At 73.0% G+C, this 19016-nt stretch carries 14 protein-coding genes; 7 read left to right on the top strand and 7 right to left on the bottom strand.

The features are described 5' to 3' along the window. Positions 1–107: 107 nt before the first annotated feature. Complete coding sequence (locus BCD49_RS02625; protein ID WP_007518662.1) at positions 108–530, bottom strand: roadblock/LC7 domain-containing protein; 423 nt, start codon at positions 528–530, stop codon at positions 108–110. After that, positions 527–4369 carry a sensor histidine kinase gene (locus BCD49_RS02620; protein ID WP_071041062.1) on the bottom strand — a complete coding sequence of 1281 codons (3843 nt, stop codon included), beginning with the start codon at positions 4367–4369 and terminating at the stop codon, positions 527–529. Before BCD49_RS02620 ends, BCD49_RS02625 begins: the two co-directional genes overlap by 4 nt. Positions 4370–4893: 524 nt before the next feature. On the opposite strand from BCD49_RS02620, the gene guaA reads away from it, so the two are divergent. From guaA to BCD49_RS02600, 4 genes are all read left to right on the top strand, one after another. Beyond that, a complete protein-coding gene (gene guaA, locus BCD49_RS02615) occupies positions 4894–6477 on the top strand; it encodes a glutamine-hydrolyzing GMP synthase (protein WP_007518666.1) in 1584 nt (527 codons plus the stop codon). A gap of 66 nt (positions 6478–6543) precedes the next feature. Further along, positions 6544–6849: a type II toxin-antitoxin system Phd/YefM family antitoxin gene (locus BCD49_RS02610; RefSeq protein ID WP_007518667.1), complete on the top strand. Its 306-nt coding sequence runs from the start codon at positions 6544–6546 to the stop codon at positions 6847–6849. After that, positions 6846–7295 carry a PIN domain-containing protein gene (locus BCD49_RS02605; protein WP_071041061.1) on the top strand — a complete coding sequence of 150 codons (450 nt, stop codon included), beginning with the start codon at positions 6846–6848 and terminating at the stop codon, positions 7293–7295. Before BCD49_RS02610 ends, BCD49_RS02605 begins: the two co-directional genes overlap by 4 nt. 350 nt (positions 7296–7645) lie before the next feature. Continuing rightward, positions 7646–8887 (top strand): threonine ammonia-lyase, encoded by a 1242-nt coding sequence (locus tag BCD49_RS02600; RefSeq protein ID WP_007518671.1) that lies wholly within the window; start codon positions 7646–7648, stop codon positions 8885–8887. Between the two features lie 51 nt (positions 8888–8938). Here the strand turns inward: BCD49_RS02600 and pcrA are convergent, their stop codons facing one another. Together pcrA and BCD49_RS02590 are read right to left on the bottom strand one after the other, a co-directional pair. Beyond that, positions 8939–11446: a DNA helicase PcrA gene (gene pcrA, locus BCD49_RS02595; protein WP_071041060.1), complete on the bottom strand. Its 2508-nt coding sequence runs from the start codon at positions 11444–11446 to the stop codon at positions 8939–8941. Positions 11447–11714: 268 nt separating this feature from the next. Further along, entirely contained in the window at positions 11715–12419 is a 705-nt protein-coding gene (locus BCD49_RS02590; protein ID WP_007518674.1) for a DNA alkylation repair protein, read from the bottom strand. Between the two features lie 132 nt (positions 12420–12551). Between BCD49_RS02590 and BCD49_RS02585 the strand changes: the two genes are divergently transcribed. The 3 genes from BCD49_RS02585 (at position 12552) to BCD49_RS02575 (ending at position 16625) form a co-directional block, all read left to right on the top strand. Further along, the gene (locus tag BCD49_RS02585) at positions 12552–13421 is read left to right on the top strand and encodes a hypothetical protein (RefSeq protein ID WP_007518676.1); all 870 of its coding nucleotides are present in this window, start codon (positions 12552–12554) and stop codon (positions 13419–13421) included. Between the two features lie 41 nt (positions 13422–13462). Beyond that, the gene (locus BCD49_RS02580) at positions 13463–15109 is read left to right on the top strand and encodes an NAD(P)H-hydrate dehydratase (protein ID WP_071041094.1); all 1647 of its coding nucleotides are present in this window, start codon (positions 13463–13465) and stop codon (positions 15107–15109) included. 130 nt (positions 15110–15239) lie between these two features. Continuing rightward, entirely contained in the window at positions 15240–16625 is a 1386-nt protein-coding gene (locus BCD49_RS02575; RefSeq protein WP_007518680.1) for an alpha/beta fold hydrolase, read from the top strand. Here the strand turns inward: BCD49_RS02575 and tsaD are convergent. The 3 genes from tsaD to tsaB are packed head-to-tail and all read right to left on the bottom strand — an operon-like array spanning position 16608 to position 19011. Further along, a complete protein-coding gene (gene tsaD, locus BCD49_RS02570) occupies positions 16608–17687 on the bottom strand; it encodes a tRNA (adenosine(37)-N6)-threonylcarbamoyltransferase complex transferase subunit TsaD (protein WP_007518682.1) in 1080 nt (359 codons plus the stop codon). The two genes, BCD49_RS02575 and tsaD, sit on opposite strands and share 18 nt — an antisense overlap. Then, positions 17684–18310 (bottom strand): ribosomal protein S18-alanine N-acetyltransferase, encoded by a 627-nt coding sequence (gene rimI, locus BCD49_RS02565; protein WP_007518684.1) that lies wholly within the window; start codon positions 18308–18310, stop codon positions 17684–17686. Before rimI ends, tsaD begins: the two co-directional genes overlap by 4 nt. After that, entirely contained in the window at positions 18307–19011 is a 705-nt protein-coding gene (gene tsaB, locus BCD49_RS02560; RefSeq protein WP_007518687.1) for a tRNA (adenosine(37)-N6)-threonylcarbamoyltransferase complex dimerization subunit type 1 TsaB, read from the bottom strand. Before tsaB ends, rimI begins: the two co-directional genes overlap by 4 nt. Positions 19012–19016: the final 5 nt, after the last annotated feature.

Below are 19016 nucleotides of genomic sequence, written 5' to 3'. Positions count from 1 at the left end.
CGTGGTAACTCCGGGGACAGAAGCCACCGGGCGCGCGCGGGCGGACCGTTTCCGCGCGCCCGGTGGCCCGCTAGCGCCGGACTGGTCCGGGGCGGCCGTGCCCTCGCTCATCGCGGGAGCGTCCCTTGCAGCTCCTGGCGCAGCTGCGGCGTGAGTACGTCCTTCGCCCGGTGCACGAGCAGCGCCATCTCATAGCCCACCAGGCCGATGTCACACGACGGCGCGGCCAGCACCGCCATGCTCGCCCCGTCGCTGATCGCCATGATGAACAGGAACCCGTGCTCCATCTCGACGACCGTCTGGGTGACCATCCCGGCCTCGAAGACCCGGGCCGCGCCCTGCGTCAGGCTGACGAGGCCCGACGACACGGCCGCCAGCTGGTCCGCCCGGTCGCGTGGAAACCCGTCCGACACCGCGAGGAGCAGACCGTCGGCCGACACGACGACGGTGTGCGCGACACCTGGAACCCGGTCGACGAAATTGTTGATCAGCCAGTTCAGGTTCTGCGCCGCTGCGCTCACCGGTCTCACCGTTCCTCCTGCCCGTCACGGCGGGCGCTTCTTGTCTCGGCACCCATGTCCYGTCCCTGCCGGACACCCTGGTAGAAGCTGGCAAGACGCCCGCCTACCGCCTCGGGGGACCTGGCTGCCTCGTCGGCTGGCCGTGGCGGGGCCGCCTTGCGATTGCTTGCCGGCTCGGCCGAGCCGGGCACCAGGTTGCTCATCGGCACCCGCACCGGCAGCCCAGCCCTGGTCGTGGACGTGTCCGACCCACCGGGCTGGCGCAGCACCTCGGCCGCCTGCCAGCCGGCGTCGCCGGCCGACTCCCAGCCGCCCGAGTTGTCTGCGCCACCGCGCCTCGGCAGCGGTTCCACGGGCGCCTGGACGGGCCGAGGGCCAGTCGCGGAGCCGTTCGAACCGTTGTCGGCGTACGCGGCGGGCTGGCGGTACCCGGAGTCCGGCGCCGGCGTCCGCATGGCCGCCGCCGGCCGGACCGGCACGGCGGCCGGCGCCGGCGCCGGCTCCTGACGCTGGATCGGGTGATCCGTGGTGCCGTTGCCCGCCCCGTTGCCCATGATGCGCATGCCCGCCGATGCCCGCGGCGCGGTGAACGCGGGCGGCGGCGTCGCCTCGACGACCGGGTCCGGCGCCGTGGGAACGGCGCGGACCTCGTCGCTGGGCGAGCGGCGCTGGAACCAGGCGGAGACGGAGTCGAAGATCGGCGTGGTGTCCAGGTCCTCGCCGTCGCCGAGGTAGATCTCGCCGGTGTCCTCGGCCTGCGGCCGCGGGTAGCCACCCGTCGCCGCGGCCGGCCGCTCCTCCCAGCGAGGCTGGGGCACGTCGACCGGATCCGGCTCGGGCCGGTGTGGCGGCCTGGCGAAGACGTTCTCCTGCGGGCCCGAGTAGTCCGCCTGCTGACCCGCGTAGTCGCGCTTGTCCGCGTAGTCCCGCGGCTCGGCGTAGCTCTGGGGAGGCTGCTCCGGTGGTCGGTAACCGCCGCCGGCGCCGTTCGACCCGTAACCACCCTGGCGGGCCATCGGGCCGGTCTGGCGAGGCATCGGGCCGGTCTGGCCCGGGGACTCCGGCGCGGCCGGGCGCTGGAACCCGCTGTTCCAGTCATCCCGCGGGCCGCGCGTGTCCAGCGGGCCGGTCGCCGGGCCGCCGGGCTGCTCCGCCCGGTCGGGACCGTCGACGCCCGGCCGCTGACCGGACCTGGCCACCGGCTGCCCGTTGGTGAACGGGTTCGACCCGAGCCGCTGTGTGTCCTGCTCGGTGTACCGGCTGGCCGGCTCCCGGCTCGGCAGCGGGCCGGTCATCGGGCCCGAGGGCGCGCCGTCGCGCTGCTGGGGTCCGCCCGGACCGAGCGCCAGCGGCGGTGGCCCGAACCGGCTGGCGTCCGGGGGTCCCGCCGGATCGGCGGGGCCCGGGGTCGGGGGGGTCTGCCTCGAGGTCAGGGCCGGAAGCGGGCCGCTAGGTGGCGCGAACCGGTCCCGGTCGCCCATCTCCTCGAGCAGATCGTCCGGGTGCTGCCGAGGACCGCCACGCCCACCATCGGCGCCGGTCGTCGGCGGACCGTACTGCTGTGGGCCGCCGTAGGCCGGCTGGCGCTGCGGACCGGTCTGCGGGGTCGGGACGGAACCACTACCGAGCTCCGGCCGGCCGGCGGGCGGGGGCCCGAAGGCACCGAACGCCTGGGCCGGCCGAGCGGGGGCCTCACCGGTCCGGCCGATCGCCGCCGGCCGGGGGGCGGCCGGGCTGGTACCGCCGGCGCCGTCCCCGGTGACCAGCTTGGCTGGCAACCGGATGACGGCGGTGATGCCGCGTGACGGCGACTCGCGCAGCTGGACGCGGATGCCGTGCCGGCTGGCCAGCCGGCCGACGGCGAACAGACCCATCGTCCGGGACACGGAGACGTCCACGACCGGCGGGTTCGCGAGCCGCTCGTTGATCCGCTCCAGGTCCTTGGCCGGCATGCCGATGCCCTGGTCGACGATCTCGATCATCGCGCCGGCGCCGGGGCCGAGGGAGTGGCTGGTGACGACGACGTCCGTCGCCGGCGGGGAGTACGCCGTGGCGTTCTCCAGCAGCTCGGCGATGAGGTGGACGACGTCGCTGACACCGTTACCGGCGATGGACACCGGCGCCGCGTTGGTCTGCTTGACCCGGGTGTACTGCTCGACCTCGGAGATGGCCGCGAGGACCACCTCGTTGAGCGGGACGGGGTGGGTCCAGCGGCGGGCGGTGTCGGTGCCGGCGAGGACCAGGAGCGACTCGTTGTTCCGTCGCATACGGGTCGCGAGGTGGTCCAGCTTGAACAGGTTGGACAGCTGGTCCGGGTCCTGCTCGCGGTTCTCCAGGTCGTCGATCAGCCGGAGCTGACGCTCGACGAGGCCCTGGCTTCGCCGGGAGAGGTTCACGAACATCGCGTTGACGTTKTTCCGCAGGACCGCCTGCTCGGACGCGAGCTTGACCGCCTCGCGGTGGACCTGGTCGAACGCGCGCGCGACCTCGCCGATCTCCTCGTCGGTATCGATACCGACCGTTTCGATCTCGTCGTCGATCACCTGTTCGGACGAGTCTCGGATCCGCCGGACGGCCTCCGGCAGGCGCCGGTCCGCGATGTCGAGCGCCGCGGTCCGCAGCGCGAACAGCGGGCGGATGAGCGACTGCGCCACGATCAGGGTGATGACGAGGGCGGCGGCCAGGATCAGGACGGTGAACAGCGCCGACAGGAGCGCGCGCCGCTGGATGTCACCGCGCAGGTTGTCGACCCGGCTGTCGATCTGGCTGAACAGCTTGTCGACGACGTCGTAGTTCAGCTCGATGTTGGCGCGGGTGTTCTGCAGCCATTTCGTCTGGTCGATGCCGTTGACGCCGGTAAGCGTCCCCTGGTCGCCGGTGAGCGGCCGGTCCGGCAGCGCGTTCAGCACCAGGGCGGTGTACTGCTGCGTCTTGATGACGTCACCGTTGGTGCGCTGGTTGACCGTCGACGTGAACAGCGCCAGCTGCTCGGGCGTCGCCGCCTTGGCGAACTCGTCCAGCTCGGTGCCGCGCTGGGAGTCGAGACTCAGCGCCGCGCGGAAGTCCTCGTTGTTGAACGGTAGCTGCGACGACAGGTAGATCTCGATCTGCGCCTGCTGCTGGGCCAGCATGTCGGTGGCGCGCACGAGGTGCGTCGTCGCCTCGACGGAGCTGTCGAGCTCACGGTCGTCGTTGCCCTGCGGGATGAGGGCGACCAGGTCGGTGAGCGGCTCGATGACGGCGTCATAGGCCTCCATCACGGAGGCCGGCTCGGTCATCTTCACCAGCACGTCGCGCTTGGTGTTCAGGTTTTGCATTTGCAGGGCGACGGCGTCGAGCGCCTCGTTTACCTGGTCACCGAAAGTCCCGCGCTTGCCCTCGGCGACATCCTGATAACCCTTGTAGGCACGGTCGACGTCTGTACGACGGGCTTTGACCGGGTCGAGGGTGGCTGTCGATTTCCGCGGGCTCAGCTGGGCCGCGACATAGTCGACGGTGAAGGTGCGCTCGCGCTCGAGCTCGTAGGTCAGCTCGATGGCCGCCCGGTTGATGGTGACCAGGTTGGRCACCCGGTTGATGTCACGGGTGCTGGTGAGCACCGAGCTCGCGTCGATCAGCGCGTTGACGATGATCGCAACGACCGGGATCGCGAGGATCGCGATCAGCTTGGTACGGACCCGCCAGCTCGTCGGGCTGGTCAGGACGCCACCGCGAGCGCGCGTCCCGTTGCCGTCGTCGGGGGGTCGGGCCGCGGCGGGCCGCTCGCCGTGACCCCCGTCGTCCACAACGGGGGAACCCGGTGCCGGCACCGGCATCGAGTCCGCGGCGAGGCCCGTGCTGCTGGCCATCGGTTGTCTGCGCACGTACTTCGCAACCTCTCCGCCGGCCTCCCGGAACAGGGCACTCCCAGGATGGCCCGGTATCGGACCGGATGTCCCTCGGTCGGCACCATAGCGGTACCGAGTTAGCGCGTGAAAGGCGGCTACCTTACGCCATGTTCTAGGAAGCCACGAGTTGTGCCCCTGATGCGAGTGTCATGAGGCCTGACGACACCCCAGACGGGTCCGAGCCCGAGGGTCGATGTCACGTGCGTCACCACCCGCTTACCCACGGGTCATCCACGATGCGACCGCTTCGCCGGCCACGACACAGATCGGTAACAGTATGGGGTGGTCTGGGCGCCACGGGAACTTCCTCCCCGTCAAAGGCCCAAACTGGTCGCCGAACGTCCCATGTCAGATACGGATGGTCGGGGCTCCAGCCAATCTCGACATTCCGATCCAACTCTCGCYGCCACCCCGGCTGATGGCCAGACATCGCGGCAACGCGTCCGCGAAGACMCGCCGCGGGCGCGCCTCCGTAGACTTGGGAGGTGAGCGCACCCTCGGCCGGCCGAGCCGGCTATGACACCGCCCTGGTCATCGACTTCGGCGCCCAGTACGCGCAGCTGATCGCGCGCCGGGTGCGGGAGTGCCACGTGTACTCCGAGATCGTCCCCTGGAACACCCCGGTGTCGGAGCTGCTCGCCCGCCGCCCCACCGCCGTGATCCTCTCCGGCGGCCCCAAGTCCGTGTACTCCCCCGGCGCGCCCCGGGTGGATCCGGCGCTGTTCGACGCTGGCATCCCCGTGCTCGGCATCTGCTACGGCCATCAGGTGATGGCGCAGGCCCTCGGCGGAACCGTCGAACGCACCGGCACCGCCGAGTACGGGGCGACGGAGCTGGCCGTCACCAGCCCCGGCGTGCTTTTCGACGGCCTGCCGATCCAGCAGCAGGTCTGGATGTCGCACGGCGACGCCGTCACCGCGGCACCCACCGGTTTCGACCTCACCGCGTCGACCCGGTCGACCCCGGTCGCCGCGTTCGAGGACGTGCGGCGCGGGCTGTTCGGCGTGCAGTTCCATCCCGAGGTGCTGCACACCGAGCACGGCATGGAGGTGCTGCGCCGGTTCCTGCTGCACGGCGCGGGCGCCCGCCCCGCCTGGACGATGGTCAACATCGTCGACGAGGCGGTCGCCGCGGTGCGCGCCCAGGTCGGCGACGCGAAGCTGATCTGCGCGCTGTCCGGCGGCGTGGACTCCGCGGTCGCGGCCGCGGTCGTACACCGGGCGATCGGCGACGCGCTCACCTGCGTCTTCGTCGACCACGGCCTGCTGCGCGCCGGTGAGGCCGAGCAGGTCGAGCGTGACTTCGTCGCGTCCACCGGCGTCGAGCTGGTGCACATCAAGGCCGCGGACCGCTTCGCCGCGGCACTGGCCGGGGTCACCGACCCGGAGCAGAAGCGCAAGATCATCGGACGCGAGTTCATCCGGGTCTTCGAGGAGGCCGCCCGCGAGCTCGACGCCCGCGCGGAGGCCGCAGGCAGCCGCATCGAGTACCTCGTCCAGGGCACCCTGTACCCGGACGTGATCGAGTCAGGTTCGCCGGACGCCGCGAAGATCAAATCGCATCACAACGTCGGCGGGCTGCCGGAGGACCTCCAGTTCGGCCTGGTCGAACCGCTGCGGACGCTGTTCAAGGACGAGGTGCGCCGGCTCGGCGAGGAGCTCGGCCTGCCCGAGGAGATCGTCTGGCGCCAGCCGTTCCCCGGCCCGGGGCTCGCCGTGCGGATCATCGGCGAGGTCACCCAGGAACGGCTGGACATCGTGCGCGCCGCCGACCAGATCATCCGCGACGAGATCCGCCGCGCGGGGCTCGAGCGCGAGATCTGGCAGGTGTTCGCCGTCCTGCTGGCCGACGTGCGCTCGGTGGGCGTCCAGGGCGACGAGCGCACCTACGGCCATCCGGTCGTGCTGCGCGCGGTGACCAGCGAGGACGCGATGACGGCCGACTGGGCGCGGCTGCCGGCGAACGTGCTGGAACGCATCAGCAACCGCGTCGTCAACGAGGTCCCCCAGGTCAACCGCGTCGTCTACGACATCACCTCCAAGCCCCCGGGCACCATCGAATGGGAGTAGAGGAGTGACGGGCGCTTCGCGCCCGTCACTCCCGCCCTGTTTTGCCGCCGAGACCCGGCCTCGCCAATGTGGTCACATTGGGCCTACAGTTACCACATGGCGAGGCCGGCCCGAGATGTTGATGATGCCGACGACGAGGATGACGAGGAGCACACGGTCGGAATTCGCGATCTGTCGCACCACACCAGCCAGGTCCTGGGCAGGGTCCGAGCCGGCGAGAGCATCACGATCACCGATCGCGGCGAGCCGATCGCGAGGATGGTTCCGGTCCGCGTTCGGGAATGGACGCGGCCGTCTGTAGGGTTCGTCGACAGCGGCGACCCGGACTGGGCGGCTCGCGCCGCCGAGGAGCTCCGAGGATTCGGCGAGTGATCATCGCGGACACGAGCGCCATCCTCGCGTCCATCGACACACACGCGGCCGACCATGCCGCCTGCACGGAGATCATTAAGCGTATCCAGCGTCCGATGCTGGTCTCGCACATGGTCATCGCCGAGGCCGACTACCTGCTCACCACCCGGTTCGGCCTTGCGGCCGCGAACCGGTTTCTGACCGACGTCGCCCGAGGCTCGTGGGAACTGGCGGCCAGCGATACCGACGACATCAACACCGTCGTCACCATCAACACCCGCTACGAGGACCTGAAACTCGGCGCCACGGATTGCCTCAACGTCGCACTTGCCGCCCGGTACGGCGCCCGGACGCTGTTCACTCTTGACCATCGCCACTACCGCGTTACGRCCCAGCTCGGGCGTTCCGAGCCGTTCGCGCTTCTCCCCGCCGACCGCGACTCGTGGCTCAAGCAGCGACGTCACTGAGCCCGTGGTCCCGGGCCACGACCCAAGGCCCAGGGTCGGACGTGTCCTACCGTAAACGGTTTACAGTAGCTGTTAAGTAACGATGGGTAGCCGGTTTGACGAGCGCAGGGGTGGCGGAGCACCGTAGAGGAGTGCAGCGGCACCTCATGGCCATTACGTGGGCGCGCGACTGAGATCGTCACGACGATCTGGCCGCGCGCCAAGCCTTCCGCGTCTGCGGGGGGCTTTTTTGTTTGCCGCGGCCACGGCGCACAGGTGGCCGCCCAGCCACCAGTCACTCTGATTCACGGCCGCCGAGTGTGCGAAGAAAGATCATTTTCGCACACTCTTTGGCCCGAGGAGCAGCCCCGATGACCCAGCCAGCAGCGACAACGCCGTCGCCGCGCGCCTCCGACCCCGCCGGAAAACCGGGCCAGACCGGGGTGTTTCGGACCTCTCGGATCGACTCCGCGAGCTCCCAGACCTCCCCGATCGGCTTCGCCAATCGGGCAGGGACCCCGGATCCGGCAGGAACCCCGACCCCGGCGTCGCCCGTCGACCAAGCCGACGACGTAGCGGGAACTACCAGCCAGCCGGACGACGGCCCCGAGGGCGTCGACGTCGGGACCCTGCTGCGGACGGTCGACGTCGAGCGGGCCGCCGCCACCCTCGCCGGTGTCTCCCGGCTCACCCGGGTCGTCAGGCATCCGGGGCTCGGCCTGCGCACGGGCGCGTCGATCTGGCTGAAGTGCGAGAACGAGCAGCACACCCGGTCGTTCAAGCTGCGCGGCGCCTACAACCGGGTGGCGCAGGCCGACCCGTCGCGACGGGCCCGCGGCCTGGTCGCGGCCAGCGCGGGCAACCACGCCCAGGGCGTCGCGTACGCGGCGGCCCAGTTCGGCGTCGAGTCGACGATCTTCGTCCCGACCGGTGCCAACCCGGTCAAGGTGGCCAGGACTCGCCGCTGGGGTGCCCGAGTGGAGCACGTGGACGGCGGTGTCGACGCGGCGCTGGCCACCGCCGGGGCGTTCGCCGCCGACGGCGGCCGGCTGATGGTCCACCCGTTCGACGACCCGGCCGTGATCGCCGGCCAGGGCACGGTCGGGCTGGAGCTCCTGGAGCAGGTACCCGGCCTGCGTACCGTCATCGTCGGTGTTGGCGGCGGTGGTCTCGTGACCGGGATAGCGGCGGCCCTGGCGGCCCGCGGCGCGGACACCAGGGTCATCGGCGTGCAGGCGGAGGGCGCCCCCGCCTTCGCCGACTCGTTCCACGCGGGTCGGCCGCTGTCGCTCGCCGCCGACACCGTGGCCGACGGGATGGCGGTGCGCACCCCCGGCCGGCTCACGCTCGCGCTCGCCGCGTCCCTGCTCGACGACGTCGTGACCGTCGACGAGGACGCGTTCTGGGAGGCGATGGTGCTGCTGCGCCGCACCGGTGGGCACGTCGTCGAACCGGCCGGCGCGGCGGGCGTGGCCGCGCTGCTGCGCCACCCGGACCTCGCCCAGGGCCAGACCGCGGTGGTCCTCTCCGGCGGCAACCTCGATCTCGCCACCGCCGAGCGTGTCACCACCCTGGCCACCGCGGCCACCATCCCGGCCGCCCGCGCCCGCTGAGACGGCGCCGCGGCCGGGCTTTTGGTAGCTGACCTCGGTGGCCGAAGAGCCTCAGAGCTTGGTGAGGGGGGCGTAGCGCAGGAGGAGGTCCTTCGTGCCGGTGCCCTCGCCGAAGTCGACCTTGGCCTGGGAGGACTCGGCGACGCCGCTGGTGGCGATGACGACGCCGAGGCCGAACACGTCGTGGGTGACCCGGTCGCCGGCCGAGAGCTGGATGATCGGGCGGCTGGCCGGGCGGGAACGGGCCTGCCCGGACGGGGAACCGCTCGCGGCGCCGGCCCCGCCCGCGCCGCGGCCCCCGCCACCGAAGCCACCACCCCCGAAGCCACCGCCCGCGCCGAAGCCACCGCCGAACCCGCCGCTGGGGCTCGCCGKGGCGGGGGCGAGGCGGCGCCAGTCCAGCAGGGACTCGGGCACCTCGGTGAGGAAGCGCGACGGCGGGTTGTAGGCGGGCTGGCCCCAGGCGCTGCGGACCAGCGAGCGCGTCAGGTACAGGCGCTGGCGGGCGCGGGTGATCCCGACGTACGCGAGCCGGCGTTCCTCTTCCATCTGTGTCGGGTCGCCGAGCGTGCGCAGGTGCGGGAAGATGCCGTCCTCGAGCCCGGTGAGGAAGACCACCGGAAACTCCAGGCCCTTGGCGCTGTGCAGCGTCATCAGCGTGACGACGCCGTCCGAGCCGTCGTCGGAAGGTATCTGGTCGGCGTCGGCGACGAGCGAGACCTGCTCGAGGAAGCCGGCGAGCGTGCCCTCGGGGAACCGCTGGACGTACTCCCGGACGACCTCGACCATCTCCTGGAGGTTCTCCACCCGGCCCTGGGCCTCGACGGTGTCCTCGGCGACCAGCTCGGCGAGGTAGCCAGTCCGGTCGAGGATGGCCTCGGCCGTCCCGACCAGGTCACCGTCGGCGGTCTCGCGCAGCTCGTCGAGCAGGGCGGCGAACTCGCGGATGGCCTTGGCGGAGCGGGTCGCCAGCCCCGGTACCTCGCCGACCCGGCCGAGCGCCTCGGCGAACGGGATGCGCTCCCGTTCGGCGAACGCGCCGAGCATCGCCTCCGCCCGGTCGCCGATCCCGCGCCGGGGCACGTTGAGGATGCGGCGCAGGTTGACCGTGTCCGACGGGTTCGCCAGCACCCGCAGGTAGGCGAGCAGATCGCGGATCTCCTTGCGCTCGTAGAAGCGCACGCCGCCGACGACCCGGTAGGGCAGGCCGACGCGGATGAAGATCTCCTCGAAGACCCGGCTCTGCGCGTTGGTCCGGTAGAAGACGGCGACGTCGGCCGGGCGGGCGTGGCCGTCGTCGGTGAGCTTGTCGACCTCCTCGGCGACGAACGCGGCCTCGTCGTGCTCGTTGTCGGCGACGAAGCCGACGATCTTCTCACCGTCGCCGGCGTCCGACCACAGCCGCTTCGGCTTGCGCTGGCTGTTGCGGGCGATGACGGCGTTGGCCGCGGACAGGATGGTCTGGGTCGAGCGGTAGTTCTGCTCCAGCAGGACGACCTTCGCGGCCGGGAAGTCCTGCTCGAACTCGACGATGTTGCGGATGTCCGCGCCGCGGAACGCGTAGATCGACTGGTCGGCGTCGCCGACGACGCAGAGCTCGGCCTGCCCCGGCATGCCCTCGTCGGCCGCCCGCCCCGCCGTCGAGACCGAGCCGCCGACGAGTTCGCGGATGAGCGTGTACTGGGCGTGGTTGGTGTCCTGGTACTCGTCGACGAGCACGTGGCGGAACCGGCGGTGGTAGTGCTCCGCGACGTCGGGAAACGCCTGCAGCAGGTTCACCGTCGTCATGATCAGATCGTCGAAGTCCAGCGCGTTGGCCTCGCGCAGCCGGCGCTGGTAGAGGGCGTACACCTCGGCGACCGTTCGCTCGGGGTGACTGGCCGCCTTGGCCTGCGCGGTCTCGTGGTCGATCAGCTCGTTCTTGAGCGTGCTGATCTGGGCGGCGAGCCCCCGGGCCGGGTGGCGCTTGGAGTCGAGATCCAGATCGCGGCAGACCAGGGTGATCAGCCGCTGCGCGTCGGCGGCGTCGTAGATCGAGAACGAGGAGCCGAACCCGAGCCGCTTCGACTCGCTGCGCAGGATCCGCACGCAGGCCGAGTGGAAGGTACTGACCCACATGGCCCGCACCCGGCCGCCGACGAGCGCGCCGACCCGCTCCTTCATCTCGTTCGCGGCCTTGTTGGTGAAGGTGATCGCGAGGATCTCGCCGGGGTGCACCTGGCGGGCGGCGAGCAGGTAGGCGATCCGGTGAGCGAGCACCCTGGTCTTGCCGGAGCCGGCGCCGGCGACGATCAGCAGCGGAGCGCCCTCGTGCACCACGGCGGCGCGCTGCTGCGGATTCAGCTCGGCCAGCAGCGCGTCCGGGTCCAGTCGCGGTGCCGGCCGGCGGCCCTCGGCGCCGGGCGGGGTGACCGGGGCAGCGGCCAGCACTCCGGGCGCGAACATGTCGTACGGGTCGTACGGCTCGTAGGCCGCATCGCCCGCCGGGGCACCCGCATTGGAGCCACCCGCGCCAGGGGCACCCGCGCCAGGGACCATGTCGTCGAAAAGGGTGCTCATGATTCCTCGATCGTACGTTCGAGAGGCCGTCCGCCCTGGCCGCCGCGGAAGTCGGGGGTCGGTCGCTGGCCAACTAGGCATAGCCCCGTGGATTCGATCCGCCGGGGCGGATCGAATCCACGGGGACCCCAACGGCTTCTGACTGAACTAGGGCGCCACGCGGCGACCTCGGGGCGCTCAGCACCGCTGGGCGCGATGTAGGCGACGCCATCTGTCGACCCTACGTAGCTTCGGAGCCGTCAGGTAACAACGGCTCACCATTGCGTGGCTAAGCGCCGACATTACGCAGAGCCTCCCGCTTGGAGAGCGGGGAGAGTCGATCAACCCGCGTCGCGACGTAGCGGCGGACCTCGTCGGGGTCCGTCCAGGCATACTGCCGCAGCGCCCAGCCGATGGCCTTGCGGAGGAAGAAGTCCGGATCGTCGAGGTTCGCCTCGATGCAGGCGTAGAGCAGGTCCAGGTCCGTGTTCTTCTTCGCGCCGAGCTGGCAGATGATCGACGTGCGGCGCAGCCAGCGGTCGGGGTCGCGGCTCCAGCGCAGCATCACCGGTCGCAGCGCCTCGGGGCTCGCGGCCAGCAGCGGGCCGATGCGGCGCGAGGCGAGCTCGTCGACGTAGTCCCACCAGGCACCAGTGACGATCATCTCCTGGTAGACGGGCAGCGCCGCCGGGGTCCAGTACACCTGGTAGGGCCGGTGACCGGTGAGCGTGATCGCGGCATAGCGCTCCTCGCGGAAGCCCGCGTCGCGCCAGAGCCGCAGCGCCGCCGTCCGCCAGTCCGTCATCGTCTCCAGCCGGTGCGCGGCGAAGACGGGCCGCAGCGCCAGCTCCCTCGGCGGCTTCGGGACGCCGAGGTAGGGCATCGAGGACTTCATGTAGGCCTGCATCCCCGGCGCCTTCACCGGGTCGGCCGCCGCGGCCAGGGCCGCGCGCACCGCGTCGACCAGCCGGTCCACCGCCGGAGAGGAGTCCACGGCCGAATTGTCTTCCAAGGGGTGGACGGGCGATCTCCCCAGGTCACCCCGCACCTGGGCGCCGGGCCGCCCCAGCGCGCCGATATGCCGGGATCACCGACGGAAGTCCGCCAACAATGCGAGGCGGCCGAGGTGAGTTTGAGCCTGGACTACCGCCTGGCCACCACCCAGGACCCGGTCGTCGCCACGTCAGGAGAGCAGGCTCTGCCGATCGCGCCCGGCACGACCGCGTCGTTCCCGGTCACCACGACGACGTCGACCTGTGACTGCCGCTGGCGGGTCGAGGTCGAGCTGCTGGCCGGCGATGAGCGCGAGGTGGTCACCGTCGGCCCGGACGGCGCGCGCCCCGGCACCGCGGCCGACAATCCCGACCAGCCGTCCTTCGAGACGACGACGGCGGACCAGACCGGTCTCCCCGTCCGCTACGTCACCGGACGATGGCAGCTGGACCGGCGGACCGAACCGGCCATGCCCTATCCGGCCACTCCCGTGTGCCCGCTCGCGTCCACCTCCGAGGTCATCGCGGCGCTGGACTCGGTGGGCGTGACGGCACGGAGCACCGCCCGGTTCAGCGCCGGGGCGAACCAGAACACGGACACCCCTGGCACGCGGGAGACGGCGATCTGCTCGTGGCGGCTCCCGTCCGCGTCCACGGATCTGGGCGCCGTCATCCTCGTGGGCGCCACGATGGCGGACGAAACGGCGGCACGTACCGAGTTCGCCGCGTGGAAGCAGGCATTTTCATTTTCGACCGCCACCGTGGATCAATGTGGCTTCCTGTCCAACCGCCCGCCCGTTGGCCTCGCGGCGGTCGGGGGCCTCGGCGACGAAGCGGCCAGTTTCCCTGGCCTGCTGGTCGCCCGGGCCGGCAACCGGATCGTCCGCGCCAGCGTGTGCGCCCCCGCGAGCGACGACGGCGATCCGGCTCGCGCGCCGGCGGCGCCCGGCGACCTGGCGGGGCTGCGCCTGGTGGCCGAGGCGCTCCTGGGCAGTACGTGGTGACGGGCGCCTGAAGGGCGCCGACGCGGGGCAGGATGGGCGGCATGCGTGCTGCTCATACCGTGGCGCAGGTGCGCGCCGCCGAGGCTCCGTTGCTGGAAGGCCTGCCGCCGGGGGCGCTCATGCAGCGGGCGGTGCACGGGCTGCTCAGCCACGCCGTGCGCCGCCTCGGCCGGCGGGTGTACGGAAGCCGCGTCGTGGTGCTCGCGGGCGGCGGGGACAACGGCGGGGACGCGCTGTGGACTGGTGCGCGCCTCGCCRCCCGCGGCGCCCGGGTGGACGCGCTGGCCCCTGGCCGGACCCACCTGGAAGGTACGGCGGCGCTGCTCGCCGCCGGCGGCCGGTTGCACCCCGTCGCCGCGCCGGGCGAGGTCCCAGCCGAGCCGACCGAGGACGGCTCCGAGGCGCTGCCGGACGCCACGGTCGCCGCGCTGCTGGCGAGGGCCGACCTCGTCCTCGACGGGCTGCTGGGGATCGGCGGGCGGGGCGGCCTGCGGGCGGCGCACGCCCGGCTCGCCGAGCTCACGCCGCCCGAGCGGACGATCGCCGTCGACGTGCCGAGCGGGGTCGACGCCGACACCGGGGCCGCGCCGGGCACCGCCATCCGGGCGGCCCTGACCGTGACGTTCGGGACGTACAAGCGCGGCCTGCTGCTCGGCGACGGTGCCGCGCACGCCGGGGAGCTGGCGCTCGTCGACATCGGCCTGGGCCTGCCCGCCCCCGACCTGGTCGCGCTCGACGACGCGGACGTCGCCGCCCTGCTGCCCGCACCGGGGCCGGCGGACTCGAAGTACACGCGCGGCGTGCTGGGCCTCGTCGGCGGCAGCGACCGGTACCCCGGAGCGGCCGTGCTCGCGACCGGCGGGGCGCTGCGCGGCGGCGCCGGCTACCTGCGGGTCGTCGCCGAGGCGCGGGCGGCCGAGCATGTGCGCGGCGCGCACCCGGAGACGGTGGTGACCGTCATCGAGCCGGGTGACGCCGACGCGATGCTCGCGGCCGGTCGGGTCCAGGCCTGGGCGTTCGGCCCGGGGGTCGTGCCCGACGCGGCCGCGCGCCGTCTGCTGGATGCCCTCGTCGCCACCGACGTGCCGCTGCTGCTCGACGCCGGCGCCCTCGACCCGTTCGCCGACGCGTTCGCCGCCGGCTTCCCCGCCCGGGCCGGCGCGGGCGTCGGCGTCGGCTTCACCGCGGGCTTCACCGGGGGCGGCGGGGGCGGCGCCGCCCGGTCCACCGGGCGGGACGTCCTGGCCCGGCGCGCCGGGCCGGTGGTGCTGACGCCGCACGAGGGCGAGTTCGCCCGGCTCACCGCGACCGCGCTCGGCTGGGATGCCGCCGGGACCCGGCGTGAGCTGGCCGACGACCGGCTCGGCACGGTCCGCCGCGCGGCCGCGGCCCTGGGCGCGACCGTGCTGCTCAAGGGCAACCGGACGCTCATCGTCGGGCCGGACGGTGCCACTCGGGTGAACACCACCGGCACACCCTGGCTGGGCAGCGCCGGCACGGGCGACGTCCTCACCGGCCTGGCGGGCTCCCTGCTCGCCACCGGTCTCGGCGCTCTCGACGCCGCCAGCGTCGCCGCCTACCTGCACGGCGTGGCCGGTCAGCTCGCCCCCCACCCGCTGTCGGCCGCGGATCTCCCCGTGGCGCTTCCCGCCGCGATCGCGCGTGTCCTCAGGAGCGCCGCYGGGTAGGAATTCGGCCCGATGGCCCGGTTGATGCCTCGGTGGGCGGATAGCGGGGTACTCACCGGTGCATCATCGGGTGCGGGCCGGTCACGACCGGTCGATAACCATGTGGGTCGACGAGCGGCGAGGTGGGCGGGTGGCGGGCGCGGCGACGGGGGTCGGCGGTCTCGCGCGGGGCGCGGCGACGGGTGCCGTCGACCTGATGGGCACCGTGGCAGGGTCGAAGACCGTCCGGCGGACGGGCGGCGGTCTGGGCCTGGCCGGCGCGGTGATCGCCGCCGGCCTGATCGCCGAGCGGCACGCGGTCCGGCGCGCGAGGGCCCTGCCGGACGTTCCCGTCGAGCACCGGCCGGGCCCCCTCGCCGGCCGGGCCACGACCGTGATCGCGACCGACGGCGTCCCGCTGCACGTCGTCGTGAGCGGCCTGGACGACGTCGCCGCCGCGAGCAACGCCCGGCAGGCGGCCAGCGCCGACTCCTCGGCCACCGCCGGCCACGAGGACCCGGGGGCGAGGGCCAACGGCGACGGCAACGGTGACGGTGACGGCGACGGCGACGGCTCGCACCACACTGCGGCCTGGACACGACGGGCGCGTCGGCGCCGTTCGGCGCCGGACGGCCCGACATTCGTGTTCGTCCACGGGTTCTGCAACACCGCCGACTCGTGGTGCTTCCAGCAGCGGGCGCTGGCGGACCTCGGTCCGATGGTGTTCTACGACCAGCGGGCCCACGGCCGCTCCGGGCCGTCGGAGGTGTCGCGCTGCACGATCGACCAGCTCGCCGACGACCTGTACGCCGTGCTCGCGGCGACGGTGCCGACCGGGCCGGTAGTGCTGATCGGCCACTCGATGGGCGGGATGACGATCCTCGGCCTGGCCGAGCGCCACCCGGAGTTCTTCGACGACCGGGTGATCGCGGTGGCGCTGTTGTCGACCAGCGCCGGCGATCTCGCCCGGGTGACGTTCGGTCTCCCGGCCGGGGTGACGGCGGCGGTCCGGCGGGTGCTGCCCGGGCTCGCCGTCGGCATGCGGCACACCCCGTCCCTGTTCGAGCGGGCCCGGCTGCGCGGCAGCGACCTCGCGTACTCGATCACCCGACGGGTCGGCTTCGGCACCACCGACGTCCCGCCGTCCGTGGTCGAGTTCCTGGAGGGCGAGATCGCCGGCACCCCGATCTCGGTGATCGGATCATTCCTGCCGACCCTGCTCTCGCATGACAAGCTGGCCGCCGCGGCCGTGCTGCGCCACGTCCCGACACTGCTCATGGTGGGCGACCACGACCTGATGACCCCGCTGCCGCACAGCCGCACGCTCGCCGAAGCCCTGCCCGAGGCCGAGCTCGCCGTCGAGGAGGGCGCGGGGCACGCGCTGCCGCTGGAGCGGCCCGACGCGGTCAACGAGCGGATCCGCGCCCTCATCGCCCGCGCCCACCCGGTCCGCCGCCCACTCCTGCGCTGGCCGCTCCCAGGCCGCCACGAGCACAGCCAGTCAGCCGCAGGCTCAGGCTCAGAGCGCGAGAGTTGACGACGCGGGCAGGTCCAGCGAGGACGGCGCGACGCCGGCGGCCGCCTTCAGCGAGCCGAGAGCGGCGACCATGGCGCCGTTGTCGGTACACAGGCCGGGCCGCGGCACACGCAGCGTGATGCCGGCCGCCGCGCAGCGCTCGGCGGCGAGCGCGCGCAGCCGGCTGTTCGCGGCCACGCCGCCGCCGATGACCAACGTCTCGACGCCGTGCTTCCTCGCCGCCGCGACCGCCTTCGCCGTCAGCACGTCGACGACGGCCTCCTGGAACGACGCGGCCACGTCGGCGACCGGGACCGGCTCGCCCGCGCGGCGGCGCGCCTCCACCCAGCGGGCGACGGCCGTCTTCAGCCCGCTGAACGAGAAGTCGAAGGTCCCGTCGCCGGCCTTGCCGCGCGGGAACGGGATCGTCGCCGACCCGTCGCGGGCCGCCCGGTCGATCGGGGGCCCACCGGGGAAGGGCATCCCGAGCAGTCGGGCGACCTTGTCGTAGGCCTCGCCGGCCGCGTCGTCGACGGTCGCGCCGAGCGAGACCACCGGCGCGCTCGCGAGGTCCTCGACCAGCAGCAGCGACGAGTGGCCGCCGGACACCAGCAGCGCGACCGACGGCGACGGCAGTGGGCCGTGCTCCAGGGTGTCGACGGCGACGTGCGCGGCGAGGTGGTGGATGCCGTAGAACGGCACGCCGAGAGCGAGCGCGTACGCCTTGGCGGCCGCCACGCCGACCAGCAGCGCCCCGGCGAGCCCGGGGCCGGCGGTGACGGCGACGGCGTCGATGTCGGACGCCTTCGCGCCCGCTGACGCGAGGGCGCGCTCGATCGTCGGCACCATCGCCTCCAGGTGCGCCCTGGCGGCTATCTCCGGGATGACGCCGCCGTAGCGGGCGTGCTCGTCGACCGAGGAGGCGAGCGCGTCGGCGAGCAGCACGCCGTCGCGCACCAGCCCGACGCCGGTCTCGTCGCAGGACGTCTCGATCCCGAGGACCAGCGGCCCCGGTGCTCCCGAGACCGGCGTTCCCGGGGCCCGGGTACCCGGGATCGTCCCGGTCAGGGTCGGCCGGCTCATGTCGTTCCTTCCACGGGGTTGCTGGCCACGGGGTTGCTGGTCGGGGTGGCRCCCGCTCTCACCACGTCCGCGGCGGCCTCGCCGTCCTTCTGGACCAGCGCGGCCCAGGCCGCGTCGAGCCGGGCACCATAACCGGGGGTGTCGATGGGGCGGGCGCGCATGACGTAGGCGTCGCCGCCGGACGGCTGGTAGTAGCCACGGCGTATGCCGATGTCGACGAAACCGAGCCGGGCGTAGAGGGCGCGGGCGCTCAGGTTCTCGGTACGTACCTCCAGCCCGCAGCTGCGCGCCCCCCGCCGGCGCGCCTCGCGCAGCAGCGCGACCATCAGCCGGGCGCCCAGCCCACGCCCCCGGTGGCCCGGCTGCACGCCGACGGTCTGGACAAACGCCTCGTCGTCGGTGATCGCGAGCCCGGCGTAGCCGGCGATACGACCGCCAACCAGGGCGGCGACGTAGTACCGGCTCGCTCCCTGAGCGAGCTCGGACCAGAACATCTCCGGTGTCCACGGGTCGAGGTCGAAGACGTCCTTCTCGAGCTCGGCGACCTCTGCCAGGTGCCACCAGCGAAGCGGGGTGAGCTCGACGGCGGGCGGGCCTGGAGGCGGCCCGCCGCCGGCGGTCATCCCGTCACCGCCTTGGCCGGGCCCGGCTCGGCCACGTCCGGCCGCCGCAGGTAGATCGGGGTCAGCGGCCCGGGGGCACGGCCGGCGAGCAGGTCGGGTGCCGCGAGGACGGCGAGAACCGCGGGATCCGGGTATTCGGGCACCGCGGCGCCGGCACCGGCGCCGCCCCGAGCCGCGGTGAAGTCCGCGAACGCGTCCGGGTAGAGCGCGAGCCCCGGCCCGGTGGCGTCGCCCACTCCGTCGGCGCGCAGCAGCTCGGCGGCTCGCACCGGCCTGTCGACCGCCGGGCCGGCGATCCGCGCGCCGTCGGCGTAGGCCGCCCAGAACACCTCCCGGCGACGCGCGTCGGTGACCACGCCGGTTCGCCCGCCGGTCGCCGCGCCGAGGCCGTCGAGCGAGCAGACGCCGTGGCAGGGAAGGCCCAGGGCTGCCGCGAACGTGGCGGCGGTGACGATCCCGACCCGCAGGCTGGTGAACGGGCCCGGTCCCAGCCCGACGACGACACCGGCGAGATCCGCCGGCTTGACGCCGGCCTCGACGAGGGTGTCCCGCGTCAGCGGGCTGAGCAGCTCCCCGTGCCGGCGGGCGTCGACGACCTGCCGAAAGGCCAGGGGACGCACCGCCGCGGGCCGAGGCGCAGCGTCCACTACGTTGACGAGCGCCACCGAGCAGGCCGGCGTCGAGGTGTCAAGGGCGAGCACCAACA

Source organism: Pseudofrankia sp. EUN1h, assembly GCF_001854645.1.
Lineage (GTDB): Bacteria > Actinomycetota > Actinomycetes > Frankiales > Frankiaceae > Pseudofrankia > Pseudofrankia saprophytica.
This window is presented reverse-complemented; position numbering and strand designations above follow the sequence as displayed.